General features: G+C 65.0%; 25 protein-coding genes and 1 riboswitch. Of the genes, 8 read left to right on the forward strand and 17 right to left on the reverse strand.

What is annotated here, in order from left to right:
* Window positions 1-57: 57 nt before the first annotated feature.
* The 10 genes from GJV18_RS16635 to nrdR form a co-directional block, all read right to left on the reverse strand.
* Window positions 58-702 (reverse strand): retropepsin-like aspartic protease family protein, encoded by a 645-nt coding sequence (locus GJV18_RS16635; protein ID WP_160347613.1) that lies wholly within the window; start codon window positions 700-702, stop codon window positions 58-60.
* Window positions 703-718: 16 nt separating this feature from the next.
* Window positions 719-1,447: a substrate-binding periplasmic protein gene (locus tag GJV18_RS16640; protein ID WP_160347614.1), complete on the reverse strand. Its 729-nt coding sequence runs from the start codon at window positions 1,445-1,447 to the stop codon at window positions 719-721.
* A gap of 13 nt (window positions 1,448-1,460) precedes the next feature.
* On the reverse strand, window positions 1,461-1,991 hold the full coding sequence (locus tag GJV18_RS16645) for a phosphatidylglycerophosphatase A family protein (protein ID WP_325065262.1): 531 nt from the start codon (window positions 1,989-1,991) through the stop codon (window positions 1,461-1,463).
* Window positions 1,988-2,953, reverse strand: a complete 966-nt coding sequence (thiL, locus tag GJV18_RS16650) for a thiamine-phosphate kinase (RefSeq protein WP_160347615.1) — start codon at window positions 2,951-2,953, stop codon at window positions 1,988-1,990. Before thiL ends, GJV18_RS16645 begins: the two co-directional genes overlap by 4 nt.
* 149 nt (window positions 2,954-3,102) lie before the next feature.
* Window positions 3,103-3,597 carry a transcription antitermination factor NusB gene (nusB, locus tag GJV18_RS16655; protein WP_160347616.1) on the reverse strand — a complete coding sequence of 165 codons (495 nt, stop codon included), beginning with the start codon at window positions 3,595-3,597 and terminating at the stop codon, window positions 3,103-3,105.
* Window positions 3,594-4,070 (reverse strand): 6,7-dimethyl-8-ribityllumazine synthase, encoded by a 477-nt coding sequence (ribH, locus tag GJV18_RS16660; RefSeq protein WP_160347617.1) that lies wholly within the window; start codon window positions 4,068-4,070, stop codon window positions 3,594-3,596. The genes nusB and ribH overlap by 4 nt, the downstream gene beginning before the upstream one ends.
* Window positions 4,071-4,283: 213 nt before the next feature.
* A complete protein-coding gene (ribBA, locus tag GJV18_RS16665; RefSeq protein ID WP_160347618.1) occupies window positions 4,284-5,381 on the reverse strand; it encodes a bifunctional 3,4-dihydroxy-2-butanone-4-phosphate synthase/GTP cyclohydrolase II in 1,098 nt (365 codons plus the stop codon).
* A gap of 11 nt (window positions 5,382-5,392) precedes the next feature.
* The gene (locus GJV18_RS16670; RefSeq protein ID WP_160347619.1) at window positions 5,393-6,055 is read right to left on the reverse strand and encodes a riboflavin synthase; all 663 of its coding nucleotides are present in this window, start codon (window positions 6,053-6,055) and stop codon (window positions 5,393-5,395) included.
* Between the two features lie 150 nt (window positions 6,056-6,205).
* Window positions 6,206-6,369, reverse strand: a riboswitch (FMN riboswitch).
* An 82-nt stretch (window positions 6,370-6,451) separates the two neighbouring features.
* A complete protein-coding gene (gene ribD / locus GJV18_RS16675) occupies window positions 6,452-7,570 on the reverse strand; it encodes a bifunctional diaminohydroxyphosphoribosylaminopyrimidine deaminase/5-amino-6-(5-phosphoribosylamino)uracil reductase RibD (protein WP_160347620.1) in 1,119 nt (372 codons plus the stop codon).
* The gene (nrdR, locus tag GJV18_RS16680; RefSeq protein ID WP_160347621.1) at window positions 7,570-8,034 is read right to left on the reverse strand and encodes a transcriptional regulator NrdR; all 465 of its coding nucleotides are present in this window, start codon (window positions 8,032-8,034) and stop codon (window positions 7,570-7,572) included. The genes ribD and nrdR overlap by 1 nt, the downstream gene beginning before the upstream one ends.
* Before the next feature lie 111 nt (window positions 8,035-8,145).
* Here nrdR and GJV18_RS16685 point away from each other — a divergent pair, with 111 nt between their 5' ends.
* From GJV18_RS16685 to trxA, 4 genes are all read left to right on the forward strand, one after another.
* The gene (locus tag GJV18_RS16685) at window positions 8,146-8,619 is read left to right on the forward strand and encodes a hypothetical protein (RefSeq protein ID WP_407692368.1); all 474 of its coding nucleotides are present in this window, start codon (window positions 8,146-8,148) and stop codon (window positions 8,617-8,619) included.
* Window positions 8,616-9,272, forward strand: a complete 657-nt coding sequence (locus GJV18_RS16690; RefSeq protein ID WP_160347622.1) for a class I SAM-dependent methyltransferase — start codon at window positions 8,616-8,618, stop codon at window positions 9,270-9,272. Before GJV18_RS16685 ends, GJV18_RS16690 begins: the two co-directional genes overlap by 4 nt.
* The gene (gene thpR / locus GJV18_RS16695) at window positions 9,256-9,816 is read left to right on the forward strand and encodes an RNA 2',3'-cyclic phosphodiesterase (protein ID WP_160347623.1); all 561 of its coding nucleotides are present in this window, start codon (window positions 9,256-9,258) and stop codon (window positions 9,814-9,816) included. Before GJV18_RS16690 ends, thpR begins: the two co-directional genes overlap by 17 nt.
* 288 nt (window positions 9,817-10,104) lie before the next feature.
* Window positions 10,105-10,977: a thioredoxin gene (gene trxA, locus GJV18_RS16700; protein ID WP_160347624.1), complete on the forward strand. Its 873-nt coding sequence runs from the start codon at window positions 10,105-10,107 to the stop codon at window positions 10,975-10,977.
* Window positions 10,978-11,038: 61 nt separating this feature from the next.
* On the opposite strand, the gene GJV18_RS16705 is transcribed toward trxA, so the two are convergent.
* Window positions 11,039-11,368 carry a hypothetical protein gene (locus tag GJV18_RS16705; protein WP_160347625.1) on the reverse strand — a complete coding sequence of 110 codons (330 nt, stop codon included), beginning with the start codon at window positions 11,366-11,368 and terminating at the stop codon, window positions 11,039-11,041.
* A gap of 125 nt (window positions 11,369-11,493) precedes the next feature.
* Here GJV18_RS16705 and GJV18_RS16710 point away from each other — a divergent pair, with 125 nt between their 5' ends.
* The 4 genes from GJV18_RS16710 to GJV18_RS16725 all read left to right on the forward strand — a co-directional run bounded on the left by GJV18_RS16710 (window position 11,494) and on the right by GJV18_RS16725 (window position 14,864).
* Window positions 11,494-12,114, forward strand: coding sequence for a DUF2796 domain-containing protein (locus tag GJV18_RS16710; RefSeq protein ID WP_160347626.1), 621 nt, complete (start codon window positions 11,494-11,496; stop codon window positions 12,112-12,114).
* A gap of 47 nt (window positions 12,115-12,161) precedes the next feature.
* Window positions 12,162-12,872, forward strand: a complete 711-nt coding sequence (locus tag GJV18_RS16715; protein WP_160347627.1) for an ABC transporter ATP-binding protein — start codon at window positions 12,162-12,164, stop codon at window positions 12,870-12,872.
* 186 nt (window positions 12,873-13,058) lie between these two features.
* On the forward strand, window positions 13,059-14,324 hold the full coding sequence (locus tag GJV18_RS16720) for an ABC transporter permease (protein WP_160347628.1): 1,266 nt from the start codon (window positions 13,059-13,061) through the stop codon (window positions 14,322-14,324).
* A gap of 18 nt (window positions 14,325-14,342) precedes the next feature.
* Entirely contained in the window at window positions 14,343-14,864 is a 522-nt protein-coding gene (locus GJV18_RS16725) for a DUF3299 domain-containing protein (protein WP_160347629.1), read from the forward strand.
* 216 nt (window positions 14,865-15,080) lie between these two features.
* Here GJV18_RS16725 and GJV18_RS16730 read toward each other — a convergent pair whose 3' ends face one another.
* Genes GJV18_RS16730 through GJV18_RS16755 form a run of 6 tightly spaced genes read right to left on the reverse strand, consistent with a single transcriptional unit; the run spans window position 15,081 to window position 19,936 of the window.
* Complete coding sequence (locus GJV18_RS16730) at window positions 15,081-16,175, reverse strand: tetratricopeptide repeat protein (RefSeq protein WP_160347630.1); 1,095 nt, start codon at window positions 16,173-16,175, stop codon at window positions 15,081-15,083.
* A 1-nt stretch (window position 16,176) separates the two neighbouring features.
* A complete protein-coding gene (locus tag GJV18_RS16735; protein WP_160347631.1) occupies window positions 16,177-16,857 on the reverse strand; it encodes an energy transducer TonB in 681 nt (226 codons plus the stop codon).
* Window positions 16,857-17,267, reverse strand: a complete 411-nt coding sequence (locus GJV18_RS16740) for an ExbD/TolR family protein (RefSeq protein WP_160347632.1) — start codon at window positions 17,265-17,267, stop codon at window positions 16,857-16,859. The genes GJV18_RS16735 and GJV18_RS16740 overlap by 1 nt, the downstream gene beginning before the upstream one ends.
* Before the next feature lie 11 nt (window positions 17,268-17,278).
* On the reverse strand, window positions 17,279-17,764 hold the full coding sequence (locus GJV18_RS16745) for a MotA/TolQ/ExbB proton channel family protein (protein ID WP_233280214.1): 486 nt from the start codon (window positions 17,762-17,764) through the stop codon (window positions 17,279-17,281).
* A gap of 55 nt (window positions 17,765-17,819) precedes the next feature.
* Window positions 17,820-19,166, reverse strand: coding sequence for a MotA/TolQ/ExbB proton channel family protein (locus GJV18_RS16750; protein WP_407692372.1), 1,347 nt, complete (start codon window positions 19,164-19,166; stop codon window positions 17,820-17,822).
* Complete coding sequence (locus tag GJV18_RS16755; RefSeq protein ID WP_160347635.1) at window positions 19,166-19,936, reverse strand: DUF3450 domain-containing protein; 771 nt, start codon at window positions 19,934-19,936, stop codon at window positions 19,166-19,168. The genes GJV18_RS16750 and GJV18_RS16755 overlap by 1 nt, the downstream gene beginning before the upstream one ends.
* Window positions 19,937-20,092: the final 156 nt, after the last annotated feature.

Raw genomic sequence — 20,092 nt, forward strand, 5'->3', positions numbered from 1 at the left:
TGCCGATGATAAGGATCGAGACGCTTGCACCTCTGCCAGCAAATGGCGTGGTGCGTGCTAGTACTTGGACTCCAGCACCAGCACATCCTGCTCGACCCGCCAGCCGACCCGGCTGAGGAAGCTCATCCCCAGCAGCGCGTCGGTGGGTGAACTGCCCTCCAGCACAACGGCCTCCACCCCCAGCACCTCCAGTTCGCCGACCTTGACCCGATCCAGGCTCACCTGCCAGCCACGCACCGTACCGCTGGCAGTACTGACCTGCAGCGGCCGGCCGACCACTCGGTAGTCGATGCCCAGGCGCCGGGCATGGCCGTCGTTGAGGGCAATGGACGTCGCCCCGGTATCCACCAGAAACTGCACCGACTGGCCGTTGACCGAACCGGCGATCCAGTAATGCCCACCCGCACCCTTGGCAATGCTGAGCTGCTTCTTCTCGGCCTCGACAAAACCGTCGCTGTATTCACGGCTCAGGCTGTAGTTGCGCTCGACGCCATCGACCCGCAGCACCGCGCCACGACTGTCGGCACTGACCACCACCACGCCGCCAGGGCCGGTCTGCCCCACCTTGACCAGTTTGCGCTGACCATCAACGCTGATCACCGCGGCACCGGGAAACAAGCCCACCACCCGCACCTGGCTCGCGGCATCGGCCAGACCGGCAACCAGACACAGGGCCAGCAGGGTCAATTTCAAACTGTGCATACGGGCTCTTCTCGCCTCAATCAAAAGGATAGGGTTGCTGCCAGCGGGCAAAGGGCTCACGCAGGCCACCACTGCGCGTCAACGCCTCCAGGCGCCGATCATACAACTCGGCCAGCGCACGCCCTCGCGGGGTATCGGCAAAGCCCAGGTAGATTGGCAACCAGGTCAGCTCACTGATGCGGTAGGCCTGGGCATCATCGGCCAGGGCAAGCACGCTCTGCACTTCGGTCAGCGCGTCCAGGTAATAATCCATATGCCCCAGCTGCAGCATGCCGAGAATACCCTCGCGGCGGATCACTTCCCGGTACTGGCGCAAATTTGGCAGATAACGCTGGTACTCATAGCCACGCATCCAGGCCAGGCGATACTGGCCCAGGCTATCCAGAACCGGCAGGGGCTTATCGGCCAGGCTCAGGGCGACAATCTGGTCGGCATCGTAGGCTTCCCGGGGGTAGAACACCCCTTCGTCAACCTCATTCAGATAGGAGCCAACCCAGGCATCGGCATGACCACGCTGCACCAGACCGATTGAGCGCATATAGGGCACGCTCTGGATGCTCAGCTCAACCCCGGCCGGCTCGAAGATCAGGCGCAAAATGTCCCACGCCAGGCCAGTGCCATCGGCATGGGTATGCCCTTCCCAGACCTCACTGGCGATACGAATCTGCTCAGGCTTGCTCGGCTCGGCCCACACCGGCAGACGGGCCATCAGGGCAATCAGCAAAAATACAGCGCAACGCCCCATGGACTATCTCCAGTCAGACGAACCAGGCCGCCATCAGCCCCAGCCCCCAGTAGCCGGCTATTGCCTGCAGGGCCAGCCAGGCTGCCAGGCCAGCCAGTATGTCATCCAGCATGATGCCGAAACCGCCATGCATCTGCCGATCCACCCAACTGATAGGCCAGGGCTTGAGGATGTCGAACAACCTGAACAATAAAAAGCCTAGCAGCAACCAGGCCCAGCCGTCGGGGGCCAGCCACAGGGTGATCCAGATGCCGACAAACTCGTCCCAGACAATGCCCTCGTGGTCGTGCACACCCAGCTCCCTGGCCACCTTGCCGCACAACCAGAAGCCAAATAGGCTGCCCAGCAGTAGCACCAGGCCATAGCCCCAGTGCGGCAACAGCTGCAGCAAGGGTACAAACAGCAGCCCGGCCAGCGTGCCCCAGGTGCCCGGGGCCTTGCGCATGGCACCCGAGCCGAAGCCAAAGGCGAGAAAATGCCATGGATTGCGCCACACCGAAGGCGGCACACGCGGCCCAGGCTGGGAAGTCGTAGTGTCTGTCACGCCGAACCCTCGAAATGTTGATAGCCCGCGACGGGCAAGGCCATGCACTGGCCCTGCTCATTCAGCAGTTGCACGCCCTGCCCCGCCACCACCTGGCCGACCACCACCAGCGGCCAGCCGGCGGCTTGCAACGCCGATAACTCGCCCGGCGGCAAGGTAAAGGCCAAACGGTAATCATCGCCACCACTGAGGGCGCAGAGACGAGCGCTGTCCAGCCCATGCAGGGTTTTGAGGGCAGAGGATAATGGCAAGCGCGCCTGCTCGATCTGCAGCGCCACCCCAGAGGCGGCGGCAATATGCCCGCAATCGGCCAGCAGACCATCGGAAATATCCAGCGCTGCCGTGGCTCTGCCGCGCAGGGCCTGGCCCAGTGCCAGCTGCGGCTGGGGCGACCAGTAACGGGTCAGCAGCGCTTCAGCCAGCGCCGGCTCGGCCTGCAACTGCCCCAACACCAGGGGCAAAGCCCCGGCCGCATCCCCCAACTCACCACCGACACACAGCAAGTCACCGACCCGCGCACCGCTGCGGGTCAGGGCCTGGCCCCTGGGCAGCCGGCCAAACACTGTCAGGGTCAGGCTCAGGGGGCCGCGAGTGGTATCGCCGCCAATCAGGCGCAATCCGCAGCTTTGCGCCATCTGGTTCAGGCCACGGGCAAAGGCCTGCAGCCAGTCGGCGCGGGCGGCGGGCAGGGTCAGGGCCAGGGTAAAACCGATAGGCGTGGCGCCCATGGCCGCCAGATCGCTGGCGGACACGGCCAGGGCACGCTGGCCCAGCAGAAAGGGGTCGGCGGCCTCGGGAAAATGCACCCCGGCCACCAGGCTGTCGGTGGACACCGCCAGCTGTTCGCCAGCCGGGATATCCAGCAGGGCACAGTCGTCGCCAATGCCCAGAGCCACGCCTTCGCCCGCCTGCGCACAGGGCGCGGCGGCGAAGTAGTGACGGATCAGCTCGAACTCACCCATGAGATAGCCGCGATCTGCTGCGCGTCGGTCCTACTGTGTTGAAAGCAGGTTCGAAATGCTCATGTGCTGCAGCACACTCCGCTTCCTCGCCTGCTTTCGCCTTGCAGGACTCTAGCTCGCAAGATCGTAAGCCAAGCACTGCCAAGACCTTAACGCTTGAACGCGCGAACTTCATCGGCCCGCAGGCGCGGCGCCAGCTTGTCCAGCACGCCATTGACAAACTTATGCCCGTCGGTGGCGCCGAACACCTTGGCCAGCTCGATGCCTTCGTTGATCACCACGCGGTAGGGAATATCCACGCGGTTCTTCAGCTCGTAGGTGGACAGGCGCAGGATCGACAGCTCGACCGGGTCGATCTCGGCCAGGGGGCGGTCGAGCAGGGACTCGAAGGCGCCGTCGATTTCCGTTTTCTGCCGCGGCACACCGTGCAGGATCTCGTGGAAATAGGCACCATCCACCGCGCTGAAATCGTTGTCGACGCGAAACTGCGCCTCGATTTCATTCAGCGCCTGCCCCGCGATATGCCAGGAGTACAGGGCCTGCATGGCCAGGGTACGGGCCTGACGACGGGCCAGGGTCTTGCCGCTGGGGGCTTTCGGGCCTTTGCTCTGGGGCTTCTGGCCGCCGTTATCGCTCTGGCTCACTTGGCCTCCAACTGCGCCAGCAGGCTGATCATTTCCAGAGCGGAAAGGGCAGCTTCGGCGCCCTTGTTGCCGGCCTTGGTGCCGGAACGTTCGATGGCCTGCTCGATGGAGTCGACGGTGAGCACACCGAAGGCCACCGGCACGCCGAATTCCATGGACACCTGGGCCAGGCCCTTGGTGCATTCACCGGCAACATATTCGAAGTGTGGGGTGCCGCCACGGATCACCGCACCGAGGGCGATGATGGCGTCAAAATCGCCACGCTGGGCAACCTTCTGCGCTACCAGGGGAATCTCGAAGGCGCCTGGGGCGCGGATGATGGTGATATCGCTCTCGCTCACGCCATGACGCACCAGGGCATCAACGGCGCCGCTGACCAGGCTTTCCACGACGAAGCTGTTGAAGCGGCCAACCACCAGGGCGTAGCGGCCCTTGGGGGCGATAAAAGTACCTTCGATGGTCTTCAGGGTCATAGCGAGTTCTCACAGTGTTTAAAGAGCCAGGGCCTAGGTGCCCTGAAATAAAAATAGGTGCTCACAAATGGAGCGGATGTTGCTCCCCTCTCCCTGTGGGAGAGGGGCTGGGGGAGAGGGCAACGGTATCCACCGAACTACCCTCTCCCGCCCTGCGGGCACCCTCTCCCGCACGCAGGAGAGGGACATCAGCATTGGCCCTGCGGGCCGCTTTTATTCAGCCGGCAGGTATTCTACAACCTCCAGGTCGAAACCGGATATTGCGTTGAACTTCATCGGCGAGCTCATCAGGCGCATCTTGCGCACGCCCAGGTCACGCAGGATCTGCGAGCCGGCACCAACGGTGCTGTAGGTGGTCGGGTTGGCTGCGGCTTTCGCTTCGCCGCCCAGCTGACGCTCCAGGTGGGCCAGCAGGTCCGGGCCGGTCAGCGGGTTGCCCAGCAGCAGCACCACGCCGCTGCCGGCCCTGGCCACCTCGGCCATGGCCGCGCGCAGGCTCCAGCGGCCACCCTGCTTGACCATAAACAGGTCGCGCAGCGGGTCCATATTGTGCACCCGCACCAGGGTCGGCTCCTCGGCGCAGATCTTGCCCAGGGTCAGGGCCATATGCACGTCGTTCTCCACCGAATCGCGGTAGGTGACCAGGTTGAACTGGCCCAGCTCGCTGTCCAGCACCTGCTCGCTGACGCGCTCCACGGTGCGCTCGTGGATCAGGCGGTAGTGGATCAGGTCGGCAATGGTGCCGATCTTCAGGTTGTGCTCTTCGGCGAACTTTTCCAGCTCCGGGCGACGGGCCATGGTGCCGTCGTCGTTCATGATCTCGCAGATCACCCCGCTCGGCTCGAAACCGCCCATGCGCGCCAGGTCGCAGGCCGCCTCGGTATGGCCGGCTCGGGCCAGCACGCCGCCAGGCTGGGCCATCAGCGGGAAGATATGGCCGGGGCTGACGATATCGTCGGCCACCGCATTGCGCGCCACGGCGGCCTGCACGGTACGTGCGCGGTCGGCGGCGGAGATGCCGGTGGTCACCCCGGTGGCGGCTTCGATGGACACGGTGAACTTGGTGCCGAAGCCGGAGCCGTTGCGCGGCGCCATCAGCGGCAGCTTGAGCAGCTCGCAGCGCTCGCGGGTCATCGGCATGCAGATCAGGCCGCGGGCGAAGCGCGCCATGAAATTGATGTGCTCGGCAGTCACGCATTCGGAGGCAATGATGATATCGCCTTCGTTCTCGCGGTCCTCGTCATCCATCAGGATGACCATCTTGCCGGCGCGGATGTCTTCGATCAGTTCTTCAGCGGTGTTGAGCGCCATGGGGCGTCTCCTTAATTCTTCAGGTAGCCGTGTTCGGCCAGAAAGCTTTCGGTCAGGCCCGATGCCTTGGGTTCGGCGGCCTTGTCGCCGAGCAGCAGGCGCTCCAGGTAACGCGCCAGCAGGTCCACTTCGAGGTTGACCTGACGCCCCGGGCGGTAGTCGACCATGATGGTCTCGGCCAGGGTGTGCGGCACGATGGTCAGCTCGAATTCGGCGCCATTGACCGCGTTGACCGTCAGGCTGGTGCCGTCGACGGTGATCGAGCCCTTGTGCGCGATGTACTTGGCCAGCTCACGGGGCGCGCGGATCCTGAACTGCACGGCGCGGGCATTGTCCTCGCGGGAGATGACCTCACCGATACCATCGACATGACCACTGACCAGATGACCGCCCAGGCGGCTGGTCGGGGTCAGGGCCTTTTCCAGGTTGACCGGGCTGCCGGCCTTGAGGTCGATAAAGGCGGTGCGCGCCAGGGTTTCGCGGCTGACATCGGCCCAGAAGCCATCACCCGGCAATTCCACGGCGGTCAGGCACACGCCGTTGACGGCAATGCTGTCGCCCAGCTTCACGTCGGCCAGATCCAGCTTGCCAGTGGCCACATAGACCCGTACATCGCCGCCCTTGGGGGTCAGCGCACGGATACTGCCAATGGCTTCAATAATCCCGGTAAACATCACACCTCCCCTGATCGCGACTCGTGGCAGGCAACAGGCCCGCCGCAAGAAAAATACAAGACATCACGCCACTCCTGTTTGCTGACAAACAGGGCGTATGGGAGCGAAAGGGATTTCACGGGCGCAGTCAGGCCGCGCCCCTGGAGGGAATCCCGCTCTCTCTTTATCCGGACTCTAACCGTCGGCCCCGGAATCACACCGGGTCTGCTGACCTTGCCTGGCTGTGTTCAAACAGCCCCGGCAAGCGCTCGCGGGCTAGACGCAAAAGCATCATTACCGCCGGTGGGGAATTACACCCCGCCCTGAGAACGTACAGGCCACCTGCGTGGCCGAGTGGCGTTTTACCACAATTGCCGCCGCCCTGCATGGTCAGGCGACCGCGTGAATGGGCCGAGATCACTCGACGGGCTGGGGCACCGCCACAATCCGCCAGTCATCGCCCACCGCACGCATTTCCACGATTTTCAGCGCGGGGGCCTCAGCCATGCGCCCCAGAGGCAGGTCGAGCAGCGGCCGGGCGCTGGAGCCGAGGAACTTGGGGGCGACAAACAACTGGTACTCATCCACCAGGTTCTGCCGGGTAAAAGCACCCGCTAGACGCGGCCCAGCCTCCACCAGCACTTCATTGGCGCCGCGCTCAGCCAGCTCCAATAGCAGCTTACGCAGATCAACATGGCCGTTGCTGCCGGGCACGGCCAATAGTTCATGGCCATCGTCCAGATAGCGAAAGCGTGCCGAGGCTGCTGCACAGGTGGCCACCATGGCCGCGCCGGCCTGAAAGAAAGGCGCACTCAGGGGCACGCGCAGGCGACCGTCCACCAGCACCCGCAGAGGCTGCCGGGACAGGGCCATAAAAGTCTGCTCGGTGTCCAGGCCCAGCTCGCTTTCGCGCAGGGTCAGGCGCGCACCATCGGCCAATACCGTATCGGCACCGGTGAGTACCACACTGGAGCGGGCGCGCAGACGCTGCACCGCCGAACGGGCTTGCGGCCCGGTAATCCACTGGCTCTCGCCATTGGCCATGGCGGTGCGGCCATCGAGACTCATGGCCAGTTTGACCCGGACCAAAGGCAAACCGTGCTCCATACGCTTAATAAAGCCGGCATTGAGGCTGCGCGCCTCAGCCTCCAGCACGCCGCTGTGCACCGCGATACCGGCATGCATCAAACGCAGCAGACCATTGCCGCCGACCTGGGGATTGGGGTCCTGCATGGCCGCCACCACCCGCGCCACCCCGGCATTGATCAGGGCATCGGCACAGGGCGGGGTGCGCCCATGATGGCTGCAGGGCTCCAGCGTGACATAAGCAGTGGCGCCGCGTGCCTGCTCGCCGGCCTGACGCAGGGCGTGCACTTCGGCATGGGGCTCACCCGCACGGGCATGCCAGCCCTCGCCGACGATGCGCCCATCACGGACGATGACGCAACCGACCCGGGGGTTGGGATGGGTGGAGTACAGACCTTTACGCGCCAGCTCCAGCGCGCGCGCCATATAGGCGTGATCGCTATTCATCATCAGCCCTTGGCGGGCTCACGGGACAATCGCTCAATCTCTTCGCGGAACTCGTTGAGGTCCTGAAAGCGCTTGTACACCGAAGCGAAGCGGATATAGGCCACCTCATCGAGTTTCTGCAGCTCAGCCATCACCAGCTCACCCAGCACCAGCGACTTGATTTCACGCTCGCCAGTGGCACGCAGCTTGTGCTTGATATGGGCGATAGCCGCTTCCAGGCGCTCAATGCTGACTGGGCGCTTTTCCAGGGCGCGCTGCATGCCGGCGCGCAGCTTGTCTTCATCGAAAGGCTGACGGCTGCCGTCCTGCTTGATCAAGCGCGGCATCACCAACTCAGCCGTTTCGAAGGTAGTGAAACGCTCCTCGCAGGCCAGGCATTCGCGCCGACGGCGCACCTGCTCGCCCTCGGCGACCAGGCGCGAGTCGATAACCTTGGTGTCGTTGGCACCGCAGAAGGGACAGTGCATAAATAAGGCAACCTTGGACGGGAAGCCGCCATGGTAGCGCATCCCGTGGGCAAGACAAGCCGCGCACTTTGCGCTATACAGGCGCCCATATCCGCCAACCGGGCCATTATCGTGATCAACCTAGCCAAAGCCCTGCACGCCACGCTGCTATGCAGCCTGTTCGGCCTGCTGTATGGCTGCGCCAGCCCTGCCCCTGTGAGCTCAAACGCCGTACAGCCGAGCCAGCACGCCCCAACGCCCGCCGCCACCCCCGTAGCCCCCGCTATCGTGCCGGCGCATCAGCGCGAACTCAGCGGCACCCTGCTCGGGATCCCCGCCCGGGCACAGGTGGAGCTGGCCTTGCTGGCCATCGACCCGAAGGGTCGGCCCTATTCCCTGCTGGCTCATATGCAGCTGCCGGCCAGTGGCGACAGCCTGGCCTTCCAGCTGCCCTTTGATGCCGAACGTTTCGCCCTGCACCGCCGGGTAGAGCTGCGCGCCCGCGCCCATCTGGATGGCCGCCTGATCCTGCGCCTGCCGCCGCAGCCCATCCCCCATGCCGAAAATCGCCAGCTGGGCAGCCTGCGCCTGGTGCCGGCGCCATGAGTGCGCCGCAACCTCTGCAACAGGCCCTGAGCGAACTGCTCGGTGATGCCCGCCTGAGCGCCACCGGCCTGCCCGGCACCGATATCCGCCTGTGGCTGATCGACGCCGAGAATATGGACCGCGCCTTTAGCCCCGAGGAAACCCGGCGCATTCTCGACGAGCCGCCCTACTGGTGCTTCTGCTGGGCCAGCGGCCTGGTGCTGGCGCGCTGGCTGGCCGAACGTCCCGAGTGGGTGCGCGGCAAGCGCGTGCTGGATTTCGGCGCAGGTTCCGGGGTGGCGGCCATCGCTGCGGCCAAGGCCGGCGCCCTTGAGGTGGTGGCCTGCGACCTGGACCCGCTGGCCATCGCCGCCTGCCGGGCCAATGCCGCGCTCAATGGGGTTGAGCTGAGCTACTCGGAAGACTTCTTCGCCGAGGCCGATCGCTTCGACCTGATCATAGTCGCCGACGTGCTCTACGACCGGGCCAACCTGCCGCTGCTCGACCAGTTCCTCAGCCGCGGGCATCAGGCCCTGGTGGCCGACTCTCGGGTCAAGGACTTCCAGCACCCGCTGTACCAGCACCTGGGTCAACTGGAAGCCTGCACCTGGCCCGACCTGGCCGAGCCGGCCGAATTCCGCCAGGTCAATCTGTACCATGCCCAGCGTGCCTGAACCCCAGGACACGGGCCTGCTGCGCCTGTTTTTCGCCCTGCCCTGCCCGCCTGAACAGACCGCCGCCATCTGCCAGTGGCGCGCCGGCCAGGCGTTGCCCGGGCGCCCGGTGCCCGAAGCCAACCTGCACCTGACCCTGGCCTTTCTCGGTGCCCAACCGGCGAGCCTGCTGCCCGAACTGTATCGGCTCGCGCAGACAGTGCACTGCCCGGCCTTTGAACTGCGCCTGGAGCATCTGGACAGCCTCGGCCATGGTTTTATCTGCCTGCGACCAAGCCGAACGCCTGTCGCCCTCGACCAGCTGGCCACCCTGTTGCGCGAAGCCCTGTTCGAGCACGGCCTGGTGCTGCCGGATAGCCGCACCTTTGTGCCCCACCTGACCCTGACGCGCCAGGCACCCCAGCACCTGCATGGCCAGGCGCCGCTATTCGCCTGGCCGGTTACCCACTTCGGCCTGTACCAGTCCTATAACGATGCAGAGGGCGTGCATTATCGCGAGCTAGCCAGCTGGCCCTTGCGTCCGCCCACGCCCGCCCCCATCTAACAGACCACTGAAAAACTACCTGCGTTGGCAATCCTGCGTTAAAAGCGACCTCACAGCCGAAGGCTGAACGCGCTTTAGCGCGGCCCCGAAGGGGTGAGCGAAGCGAATCAAATGCTCATGTACAACTTGTACACTCCGCTTTTGACTCACTACGTTCGCCCTGCGGGCCAGCCTGCGGCTGTTACTCCGCTTCGCTACGTAGCGGCCGCTTTTGCCTTGTCTTGCCTGCCTCGCCAACGTTTTTCAACGGCCTGTTAAGATGCAGCCCTTACTCAAGCGAGAACCCCGATGAGCGACCTGCCCTATATCTTCGACGTCTCCGGTGCCACCAGCTTCGAGCAGCTGGTGATCGAGAACTCCTTCCACAAGCCGGTGCTGGTGGACTTCTGGGCCGAGTGGTGCGCGCCGTGCAAGGCGCTGATGCCGCTGCTGGCGCAGATCACCGAGGGCTACCGCGGTGAATTGCTGCTGGCCAAGGTCAATTGCGATATCGAGCAGGACATCGTTGCCCGCTTCGGCATTCGCAGCCTGCCCACAGTGGTTTTGTTCAAGAACGGCCAGCCGGTGGACGGCTTTGCCGGCGCCCAGCCGGAGTCGGCCATCCGCGAAATGCTCAAACCCCATGTGGCCGAGCCGGCGCCCCTGGCGGCCGACCCCATGGAAAGCGCCCGCGCCCTGTTCGACGAAGGCCGTATCGCTGAAGCCGAGGCCGTGCTAAAGCAGCTGCTGACCGAGAACAACGAACATGCTGCCGCGCTGATCCTCTATGCCCGCTGCCTGGCCGAGCGCGGCGAACTGGGTGAAGCAGAAGCCGTGCTCAATGCGGTGAAAGGCGACGAACACAAGCAGGCCCTGGCCGCCGCCCGCGCCCAGCTGACCTTCCTGCGCCAGGCCGCCAGCCTGCCCGAGGTGGCCAGCCTGAAAACCCGCCTGGCGCAGAATGGTGAAGATGACGAGGCCTGTTACCAGCTGGCCATTCAGCAACTGGCCCGGCAACAGTACGAACCGGCTCTGCAGGCCTTGCTGCAGCTGTTTATCCGCAACCGCAGCTATGCCGAGGGTGCGGCGCACAAGACCCTGCTGCAGGTCTTCGACCTGCTGGGCAACGACCACCCGCTGGTCACCGCCTATCGCCGCAAGCTGTATCAGGCGATTTACTGACGGCGCAAACGGTAGGGTGGAAAACCGCGAAGCGTTTTCCACCACCTCCCGGCATCGGTGCTCAGCCCAGCCAGTGATAGATGGCCGCGTCTGCTCCGGCCTGCACGCGAATCTGCTCACAGTGGCGCATGCGCACCAGCAGGCGCTTGCCGGCCTGCTCACTACCGGCCATGGCGACCAGTTGCCTGAGCAGTTGCGGGCCGTCCATCTGCCCAGCCTCACGCAGCAGTTGCAAAGCGTTCTGCCACAGCGGCTGCTCGTCAGTGGCGGGGCGAGCCGGCGGCGCACTCTCTGCAGTCCAGTGCGCCCCCAGGCGCGTCCAGTCCTCGGCATCCAGCTCAAGGGTCAAGTCCACCGGCCAGGCCCCTATATGTCCGCGCACTCTGATCATTTCAGCCTCCCCCTGTCATCAGCCCGCATGCTCCCACGGCAGTTGCCGCAGAGAAAGCTCGACTGGCCAGATCACGCACAAAGTTGTTATAACGTAACAATTAAATCCCCTGCACGGAGACCGCCATGCGCCACCTGATTCTCGCCCTGCCCCTCACCCTGCTGCCACTGACCCTTGCCCAAGCCCACCAGCACGCTCATCAAGACGAGCACAACCATGGCCACGACCATGATCACGCCGAGCACGCCAGCCTCGACGCCCACGAACACGGCGCCGCAGAACTCAATGTGGCACTCGATGGCCAGACCCTGGAGATCGAACTGAAAAGCCCAGCCATGAATCTGGTTGGTTTCGAGCATGCCGCCCAGAGCGAGGCCGACAAGGCCAGAGTGACCGAAGTGCATAACCAGTTGGCAAACCCGCAGCCCCTGTTTGGCCTCGGCACAGGCAATTGCACGGTCGGCGAGCAGACGCTGGAAAGCCCGCTATTTGCCGACACCAGGTTGCATCAAGCGCACGACCACGAGCACGCTGCGCACCAGGCTGACGAACATAAGGATGAGCACAGCGATATTCATGCCCACTACCAGTTCAGCTGCCAGCAGCCGCACGACTTGCAACAACTTGACCTGGCCGAATTGTTCAACCGTTTCCCCGGCATGGAGAAAATTCAGGTACAACTGATCGGCCCCAAGGGTCAGCAGGGCCTGGAACTCAGCCCTGGCAACAGCACCCTCAACTTCTAATCCCATGCGAGTAGTAGACCGGCCGGGGCAACCCGGCCGTTTGGTTTATGAGCCAACCTCTGATCGAACTGTCCAATCTTGGCTTCGCCTGGCCCAGCCAGGACGAGTTGCTGGATATCCCCGCCTTTCATCTGCAGCGTGGCGAGTGTGTGTTTCTCAAGGGCCCCAGCGGCAGCGGCAAGACCACCCTGCTGGGTTTGCTCGGCGGCGTGCAGAAGCCTCAGCGCGGCAGCATTCAGGTGCTCGGCCAGGAACTGAGTCGTCTGTCGGCCGGCGCCCGTGACCGCTTCCGGGTCGACCATACCGGTTATATCTTCCAGCAGTTCAACCTGCTGCCGTTTCTCTCGGTACGCGAGAATGTCGAACTCCCCTGCCACTTCTCCAGCCTGCGCGCCCAGCGGGCCCGCCAGCGACACGGCAGTGTCGGCCAGGCCGCCGCCGCCCTGCTTGCCCACCTGGGGCTGGGGCAGCCCGGCTTGCTGCAGCGCCGCGCCGATGAACTGTCCATCGGTCAGCAACAGCGGGTGGCCGCCGCCCGCGCCCTGATCGGCCAGCCGGAGTTGGTGATTGCCGACGAACCCACCTCGGCCCTGGACGCGGACGCCCGCGAGGCCTTTCTGCAACTGCTGTTCGGGGAATGCCGCGAAGCCGGCTCCAGCCTGCTGTTTGTCAGCCATGACCAGAGCCTGGCGCGCCTGTTCGACCGCAGCCTGTCGCTGGCTGAACTGAACCAAGCCACCCGCCCCGCAGACCATTGAGAAACTAACTAAGTTGCCCCTCTTTTAGAAAAGAAAGGGGCGTTAAAAACAGGCTCAAAATGCTCATTTACACCATTAACCGCCGATTTCTCGCCGCTTTAACCAGCCGAAGGCTGTTATTAACGCTGCGCCTTGCCTCGGCTGCCTCGCCTATGTTTCTCAACGGCCTGTTCACGGAGATTTAGGATGTATCTACTTCGTTTGGCCCTGGCCAGCCTGGGCAACCGCCGTTTTACCGCCCTGCTCACGGTATTCGCCATCGCGCTCTCTGTATGTTTGTTGCTCGCGGTCGAGCGGGTACGCACCGAGGCCAGGGCCAGCTTCGCCAACACCATCAGCGGCACCGACCTGATCGTTGGCGCCCGCTCGGGCAGCGTCAACCTGCTGCTGTATTCGGTATTTCGTATCGGCAACGCCACCAACAATATCCGCTGGGACAGCTTCGAGCGCTTTGCCGAGCATCGTCAGGTCAAGTGGGCCATCCCCATCTCCCTCGGCGACTCCCACCGCGGCTACCGGGTGATGGGCACCAGCCCCAGCTATTTCGAGCACTACCGTTACGCCCGCAGCCAGCAGCTGCAACTGCGCGAGGGCCGTGCCTTCAGCGATGACCCCTTCGAGGTGGTGCTGGGCGCCGAAGTGGCCCAGGCCCTGGGCTATGCCCTGGGCGAGAAAATCGTCCTGGCCCATGGCGTGGCCCGTATCAGTCTGCTCAAGCATGACGACAAGCCCTTTACCGTGGTCGGCATCCTGGCCCGCACCGGCACCCCGGTGGACCGCACCCTGCATATTTCCCTGGCCGGCATGGAAGCCCTGCATATCGACTGGCAGAACGGCATGCCGGCCCGCGGCGCGGCGCAGGTCAGTGCTGACCAGGCCCGGGCCATGGACTTGCAACCCAGGCAGATCACCGCCTTCCTCCTGGGCCTCAACAGCAAGATCGCCACCTTCAGCCTGCAGCGGGAGATCAACGAGTTCCGTGGCGAGCCGCTGCTGGCGATCCTGCCCGGCGTGGCCCTGCAGGAGCTGTGGAGCCTGATGGGCACGGCGGAGAAAGCCCTGTTTGTGGTGTCCCTGTTTGTCGTGCTGACCGGCCTGATCGGCATGCTCACGGCCATCCTCACCAGCCTCAACGAGCGGCGCCGGGAGATGGCCATCCTGCGTTCGGTGGGCGCCCGGCCCTGGCATATCGCCAGCCTGCTGATCGTCGAAGCCTTTACCCTGGCCCTGGCGGGCGTGCTGCTCGGTCTGTTGCTGCTGTACCTGGGCATCGCCGGCGCCCAGGGCTATGTGCAGGCCAACTATGGGTTGTATCTGCCGCTCAGCACACCCAGCCGCTATGAGTGGACGCTACTCGGCGCTATTCTGTCTGCCGCCCTGCTGATGGGTTGTGTGCCGGCCTGGCGGGCCTACCGCCAATCCCTGGCCGACGGCCTGTCGATCCGACTCTGATGCTGTTGAGGTAATCCCATGCTGCGCCCGCTGTTTGCCCTTCTGCTGCTGGCCCTGACCAGCCCTCTGCTGGCTGCCGAGGTGCGCGAGCTGACCTGGCTGGAAATGGTACCCGCCGATGCGCCGCCGCAGGCGGTGGAGCCAGCGCCGATCCATGATCTGTCGCAACTGGCCGACGCCCTGGCCGAGTCCGGCCCGGCAGCCATGCAGCAGTCACCGGCGGCCCCGGTGGTGGAGGAACTGGATGGCCAGCAGGTCAAGCTACCCGGCTATATCGTGCCGCTGGATGTGACCGACGAGGGCCGGGTGATCGAGTTCCTGCTGGTGCCCTACTTCGGCGCCTGCATCCATGTGCCGCCCCCCCCGTCCAACCAGATCGTGCATGTCACCACCGAACTGGGTGTGCTGCTTGATGCCCTCTACCAACCGTTCTGGATCGAAGGCCCGCTGAAGGTCGAACATGTCAGCAGCGAACTGGCGGAGGTGGGTTACCAGATGCAGGCGAGCAAGATCTACGCCTATGAGCTGCCGGAGAGCTGACCCGGTAGATACGCAATGCCCTGCATCTGCCTGGTGAGGTGGGTTTACCCACCTGCAAGACCTGAGGCTGAATAAACGGTGGATGGCTGCGGCCATCCACCCTACGGGCTAGGATTTAACACCCAGGCAGGAGAGCGAATCTTTTGTAGGCTGGACAACCGCGCAGCGTTGTCCACCGCCCCCAACAACCTCAAGCAAATACCAGACGCCGGCAACTCAGCCGCGGCTGGCCAGACGATTTTCCCGCTGACTCAACTCGCTTTCCGCCCAGGCGCGCCAGGCGCGGACCTGACTGCGCGCGGCGCCAGCCTGCTCGGCCCGGGCCAGCGCTTCCAACCCGGCCTGCCAGCGCTGCTGCTCCAGCTCCAGCTGGGCCAGGCTCAGCCAATGCTGGGCACTGCCGCTGCGCGGTGCCAATTGACGAAACACCCCGGCCGCCTGCTGACGCTCGCGGGCCTGCCACCAGAGCCGACCCAGGCGCTCCTCACGGACAGGGTTGCGCACCAGCAGGCCCTGCTCAAGCAGACCGGCGAGCAGTTTGGCGCCCTGCCAGGGTTGACCGGCGCCACTGGCCAGCAGCACCAGATTATCCAGCTCTGCGGCGGTGAAATTCACGCCCTTGGCATGGGCCGCACGCAGGGTGGCCAGGGCCTTGTCATGCCGTCCCTCCAGCTGCTGCAGAGCCGCCAGCTGGCGCCAGGTGCGCGCCTGGTTCGGTTGGCGGGCCAGCAGACGACGCTGCCAGCGCTCGGCAGCGGCGTAGCGTTTGAGCTCGGCATTGGCCGCCACGAGAAACTGTAGCCAGCTGTCCGCGGCGGCCGGGTTGAGCTGGATATAGCGCTCGGCCAGGGGCAGCGCCTTGGCCGGCTGGCCCTGGCCCTGATAGGCCTGCACCAGCATCTGCAGCACGTCCTCGCTTGCACCCACCTGCTGCGGGCTCAAGAGCGTCACCACGGCGGCATAACGCCTCTCGGCCAGATTCAGGCGCGCCAGGTTGAGGCGCTCATCGGCGGCCATGACGGCATCCAGCCGGCCGCTATCCAGGGCCTTGGCCAGCAACTCGATAGCCTGGGCATTGCGCCCTTCGGCCCAGGCCAGATAGGCCTGACTGCGCCAGACCAGCGCCTGTTCCAGGCTGCCCTGACGAGGCTTGAGGGCAGCCAGAGCGCGCCGAGCCGCCGCATAGTCACCCTGTTGCTGGGCACTTTGCGCGGCATTCAGGGCGCGCAGTACACCCGGTTCAACCGTCTGCCCGGCCGCCTGCACACCAGAGACGCCGCAGAGCAGCACCAGCAGTATCGCTCGAATCATCTCAACCTCCCCTCTGTAGACGGAAGTGCAGGGTCTTCACCGCATCCCGGGCCACGGCCAGGCCATTCTCGGTGCGCGGAGCAAAGCGCCAGCGCTGGGCGGCGCGACGGGCTTCACGCTCAAATACATTGCTCGGGCTGGCCTCGATCACGCGCAGGTTCTCCACACGTCCGGCGCGATTGATGGTGAAAGCCAGCTTGACGTGCCCCTCGATTCCGCGCTGCAAGGCATAGCGGGGGTACTCGGGGCGCACATCGTTGAGCGGCATCACCTCGCTTTCCGGGCCACCGGCTTGACCGCCCGCCTCTTCCACTGCCGGCGCACTGGGGGCCGCTGCGCCTGCCACCAGGCCACTGAGGCTGGGGGCTGGAGCGCTGTTCAGGGCGACATTGCTGCTCAGGCTGGGCAGCGGCAGATCCAGGTTCGGCAGTGCGCTGGGGGCGGCCGCCATCGGCGTGACGGCCTGCGGGGTGGGCGGCGTCTGGGGCTGCGGCGGTTGCGGCGCCTGCTGACGCGAGCGGGTCGCGGTGCTGCTGTTGTTGGCGTCCAGGCGAACAAAGTTGGCCACCACCAGGGGCTCATCGGTATGGCTTGGCTTGGGCGGCGCCACCATATAGAGCATCAGGCCGAACAGCATCAGGGCCATCAGGCAGCCGCCGAGCAGGGCCAGGGGCAGACGCATCACCGCGCCCCCGCCGCTGCGGCCAGTGCGACATCCTGCACCCCGGCCAGGCGTGCCTGATCCATCACTTGTACCACCAGGCCGGTGCGTGCCTCCTGATCGGCCTGCACCACCACCGCGCCCTCGGGCTGATCCATGCGCATACGCTCGACCTGGGCGCGCACGCTGCGTACATCGATGACTTTCTTGTCCATCCACACCTGACCGTCAGCGGTCACGGCAATCAGGATATTGCCCTTGTCCTGGGGATTGGCGGTTTGCGCCTGGGGGCGCTGCACCTCGACCCCGGCCTCCTTGATAAAGGAGCTGGTAACGATAAAGAAGATCAGCATGATAAAGACCACATCGAGCATCGGTGTGAGGTCGATGCCGGTGTCTTCTTCGGTTTGATGGTGGCGACGCATACGCATAATCGGCGCTCTCAATCGTGACGCAGCTGGTCGGCCAGCCGCTCAAGGGCCCGGCGCGCATCCCGTTCGAGACGCGCCAGGCTGAATAATCCGCTGATGGCCAGGACCATCCCGGCCATGGTCGGCAGGGTGGCCTGCCAGACCCCGGCGGCCATGCCGCGGGGGTTGCCGGTGCCGTTCAGGGCCAGCACATCGAATACCGCGACCATGCCGCTGACGGTACCGAGCAGGCCCAGCAGCGGGTACAGCGCCACCAGGGTCTTGCCCAGGCGCAACGGCCCGATCAGCTGCTGTCGGGCCTGGGCCAGCCAGGCACTGCGCACCGCCCGCGACCAGCCGCCCTGCTCGTCGGCCAGTACCTGCTGCCAGGCGCGGCGCCGCTCGCGCCCCCAGTGCGGAAACACCCGGCGCACAAACCAGAAGCGCTCGAACATCAGCCCCCAGAACAATACGCACAGCCCGGCCAGGGCCCACATCACCACACCACCGGCGCCCATAAAGTCGAGCAGGGCGTGAGCGCTGTCGAGCAGCCGCAGCCACAGGCTCAGCCCATCAGTCACGACGCACAGTTCCCGACAGGTGCAGGGCAACCAGGCCGGCGCTCTGCTGCTCTAGCAACTGGATCAGACTCTTGCTGCGACTGGCCAGCAGGCTGTGCAGGAACAGCAGCGGAATCGCCACAACCAGCCCCAGCACCGTGGTCACCAGGGCCTGGGAAATGCCCTCGGCCATCAGCCGCGAATCACCGCCGCCACCCTGGGTAATGGCCTGGAAGGTGACGATCATGCCGGTCACGGTGCCTAGCAGCCCCAGCAGTGGTGCCACCGCGCAGAGCAGCTTGAGCAGGCTCTGGCCTTTCTCCAGGGGCGGAGTCTCCTGCAGGATCGCCTCGTCCAGTTTCAGCTCCAGGGTTTCCAGATCGGCCAGCTGCGGCTTGGGCCCCAACACACCGATCACTCGCCCCAGGGGGTTGTCAGCGCGCGGCTGACCGAGGTCATGCATCTGCGTATCGACACCCCGTCCGACACGCACCAGCACAGCCATGCGCCAGCCGGCCAGGGCCAGCCCCAGAGCACCGAGGGCAAGAATGATCCAGCCAACCAGGCCTCCCTGCTGCAGGCGATCCCACAGGGTTGGCTGACGTTGCAACTGGGCCAGCAGGGTGCCGCGGGTTGGATCCACAGGCAGGCTGGCCAGGGCCTGCTTGCTGCCCAGATAGTCCGCGACCTGCCCCAGGCCGCCAGGCTGCCGCGGCGGCGCCAGCAGCTCGCCGGCATCGCTGTCGTAACGCAACTGCGCCTGCTCGGCAAAGGCCGAGAAGGTGCCCACACGCAGCACGCTCTGCTCGCTGCGCGTGCCATCGGCCGCCACCACCGGCAACTGCAGGCGTTCGACACGACCACTGGCGGCCAGGTCTTCCAGCAACAGCAGCCAGTAATCCTGCAGATCGGCGGCGGCCGGCAAGGTACGACTTTGTGCCAGCGCATCAAGACGCTGCAGGCGCTGCGGGTACTGGGCGTTGAGCAGGCTGTCCTGCCACTGCCCGACCACATCCCCGGCACTCTGCCGCACCACGGCAAACAGTTCGCCCAGATGCCCTGAACGCTGTGCCAGCAGCTGCTCCAGTTCGGCCAGCTGGCGTTCCTGGCGCTCGAATTCGGCCTTCAGACGATCGGCCTCGGCTTGCTGCCGATTCAGTTCGACACGCGCCTGGGCCAACAGCTGGGCACGCTCACTGCGCTGGGCAACAAAGGCCTGCTCGCGGGCCTGCATGGCGCTGATCTCGGCGGCGCGCTCGCTGCGAATGCGCTGCAGCAACTGATCAGGGCTGAGGGTTTCGGCCATGGCACCCAGGGCCGGCAGCAGGCACAGCGCGAATAGACTCAGGCGATAGCGCATCATTGCGCGCCCTCCACGGCCAGGGTTGTCACGGGCAGCTCCAGCAATGTCGGGGCCTGCTCCTGGCGAGCGATGGCGATGGCCTGGCGCAGGGGGCGGCGGGCACTGCCGTCGAGGCGCTGCCAACTGCGGCTGGACGCATCCCACCAACCGCTCTCATGGCCATCCAGGGTCTGGTAATAGAGCATGACTCGACCGAGGCGAAGGAACTCCACGCTACGCGAACCCTCGGCCTCGGGCAGCTCCCCGCGCCAGGCTTCCAGGGTGCGGCCGTAGTCGCTTTCCACCTGGTAGGCCTCAAGAATGCGACGGTACTTCTCCGCCAGGCTGACATCGGCGCGCGGTAGCAGATCCTGCAACTGGGCCAGGCGATCACGCCGCTCATCCGGTAGGAAGGGCAGATCGGCAGCGATAAACTCGCCGAGCACCTCGACCATACGGCGCATCTGCGGCGTCACCGCCTCCTGGGTACGTTCGATACTTTCCAGCTGCGCCTGGTAACCCGCCAATTCCTGACGCTGTGCCAGCACCAGCTCACGCAGCTGGATGTTGTAGCCGCGCAAGGCTTCTGCCTGCTGCAGGGCATGACGGTATTCATCGAGCATCGCCCGACTAGCATCATCCAGCTGCTCGATACGGGCCTGGGAGGCCTTGGCCTCGGCGGCCAGACGCTGACTTTCATCCAGAGCCGCATCAAGGGCGGTCGCCATCACGGGGGCACTGACCAGAGCCAACGCCACCGCCAGCAGGCGCTTGGGCAGAGGGAGCATAGAGAATCCTTGAAGAAATATATCAAAGAGAAGCATTATCAACTGCATTAGCAGTTGCAGGCAACCTCAGGATTGATCCCGCGCCCGGACTGTTGTGCCGACGCTGCGACAGCGCGTCGCACCGCCCCAGCAAAGCCCGCAGCAGAGCCGCTGCTG

Source organism: Pseudomonas xionganensis, from assembly GCF_009763245.1.
GTDB lineage: Bacteria > Pseudomonadota > Gammaproteobacteria > Pseudomonadales > Pseudomonadaceae > Aquipseudomonas > Aquipseudomonas xionganensis.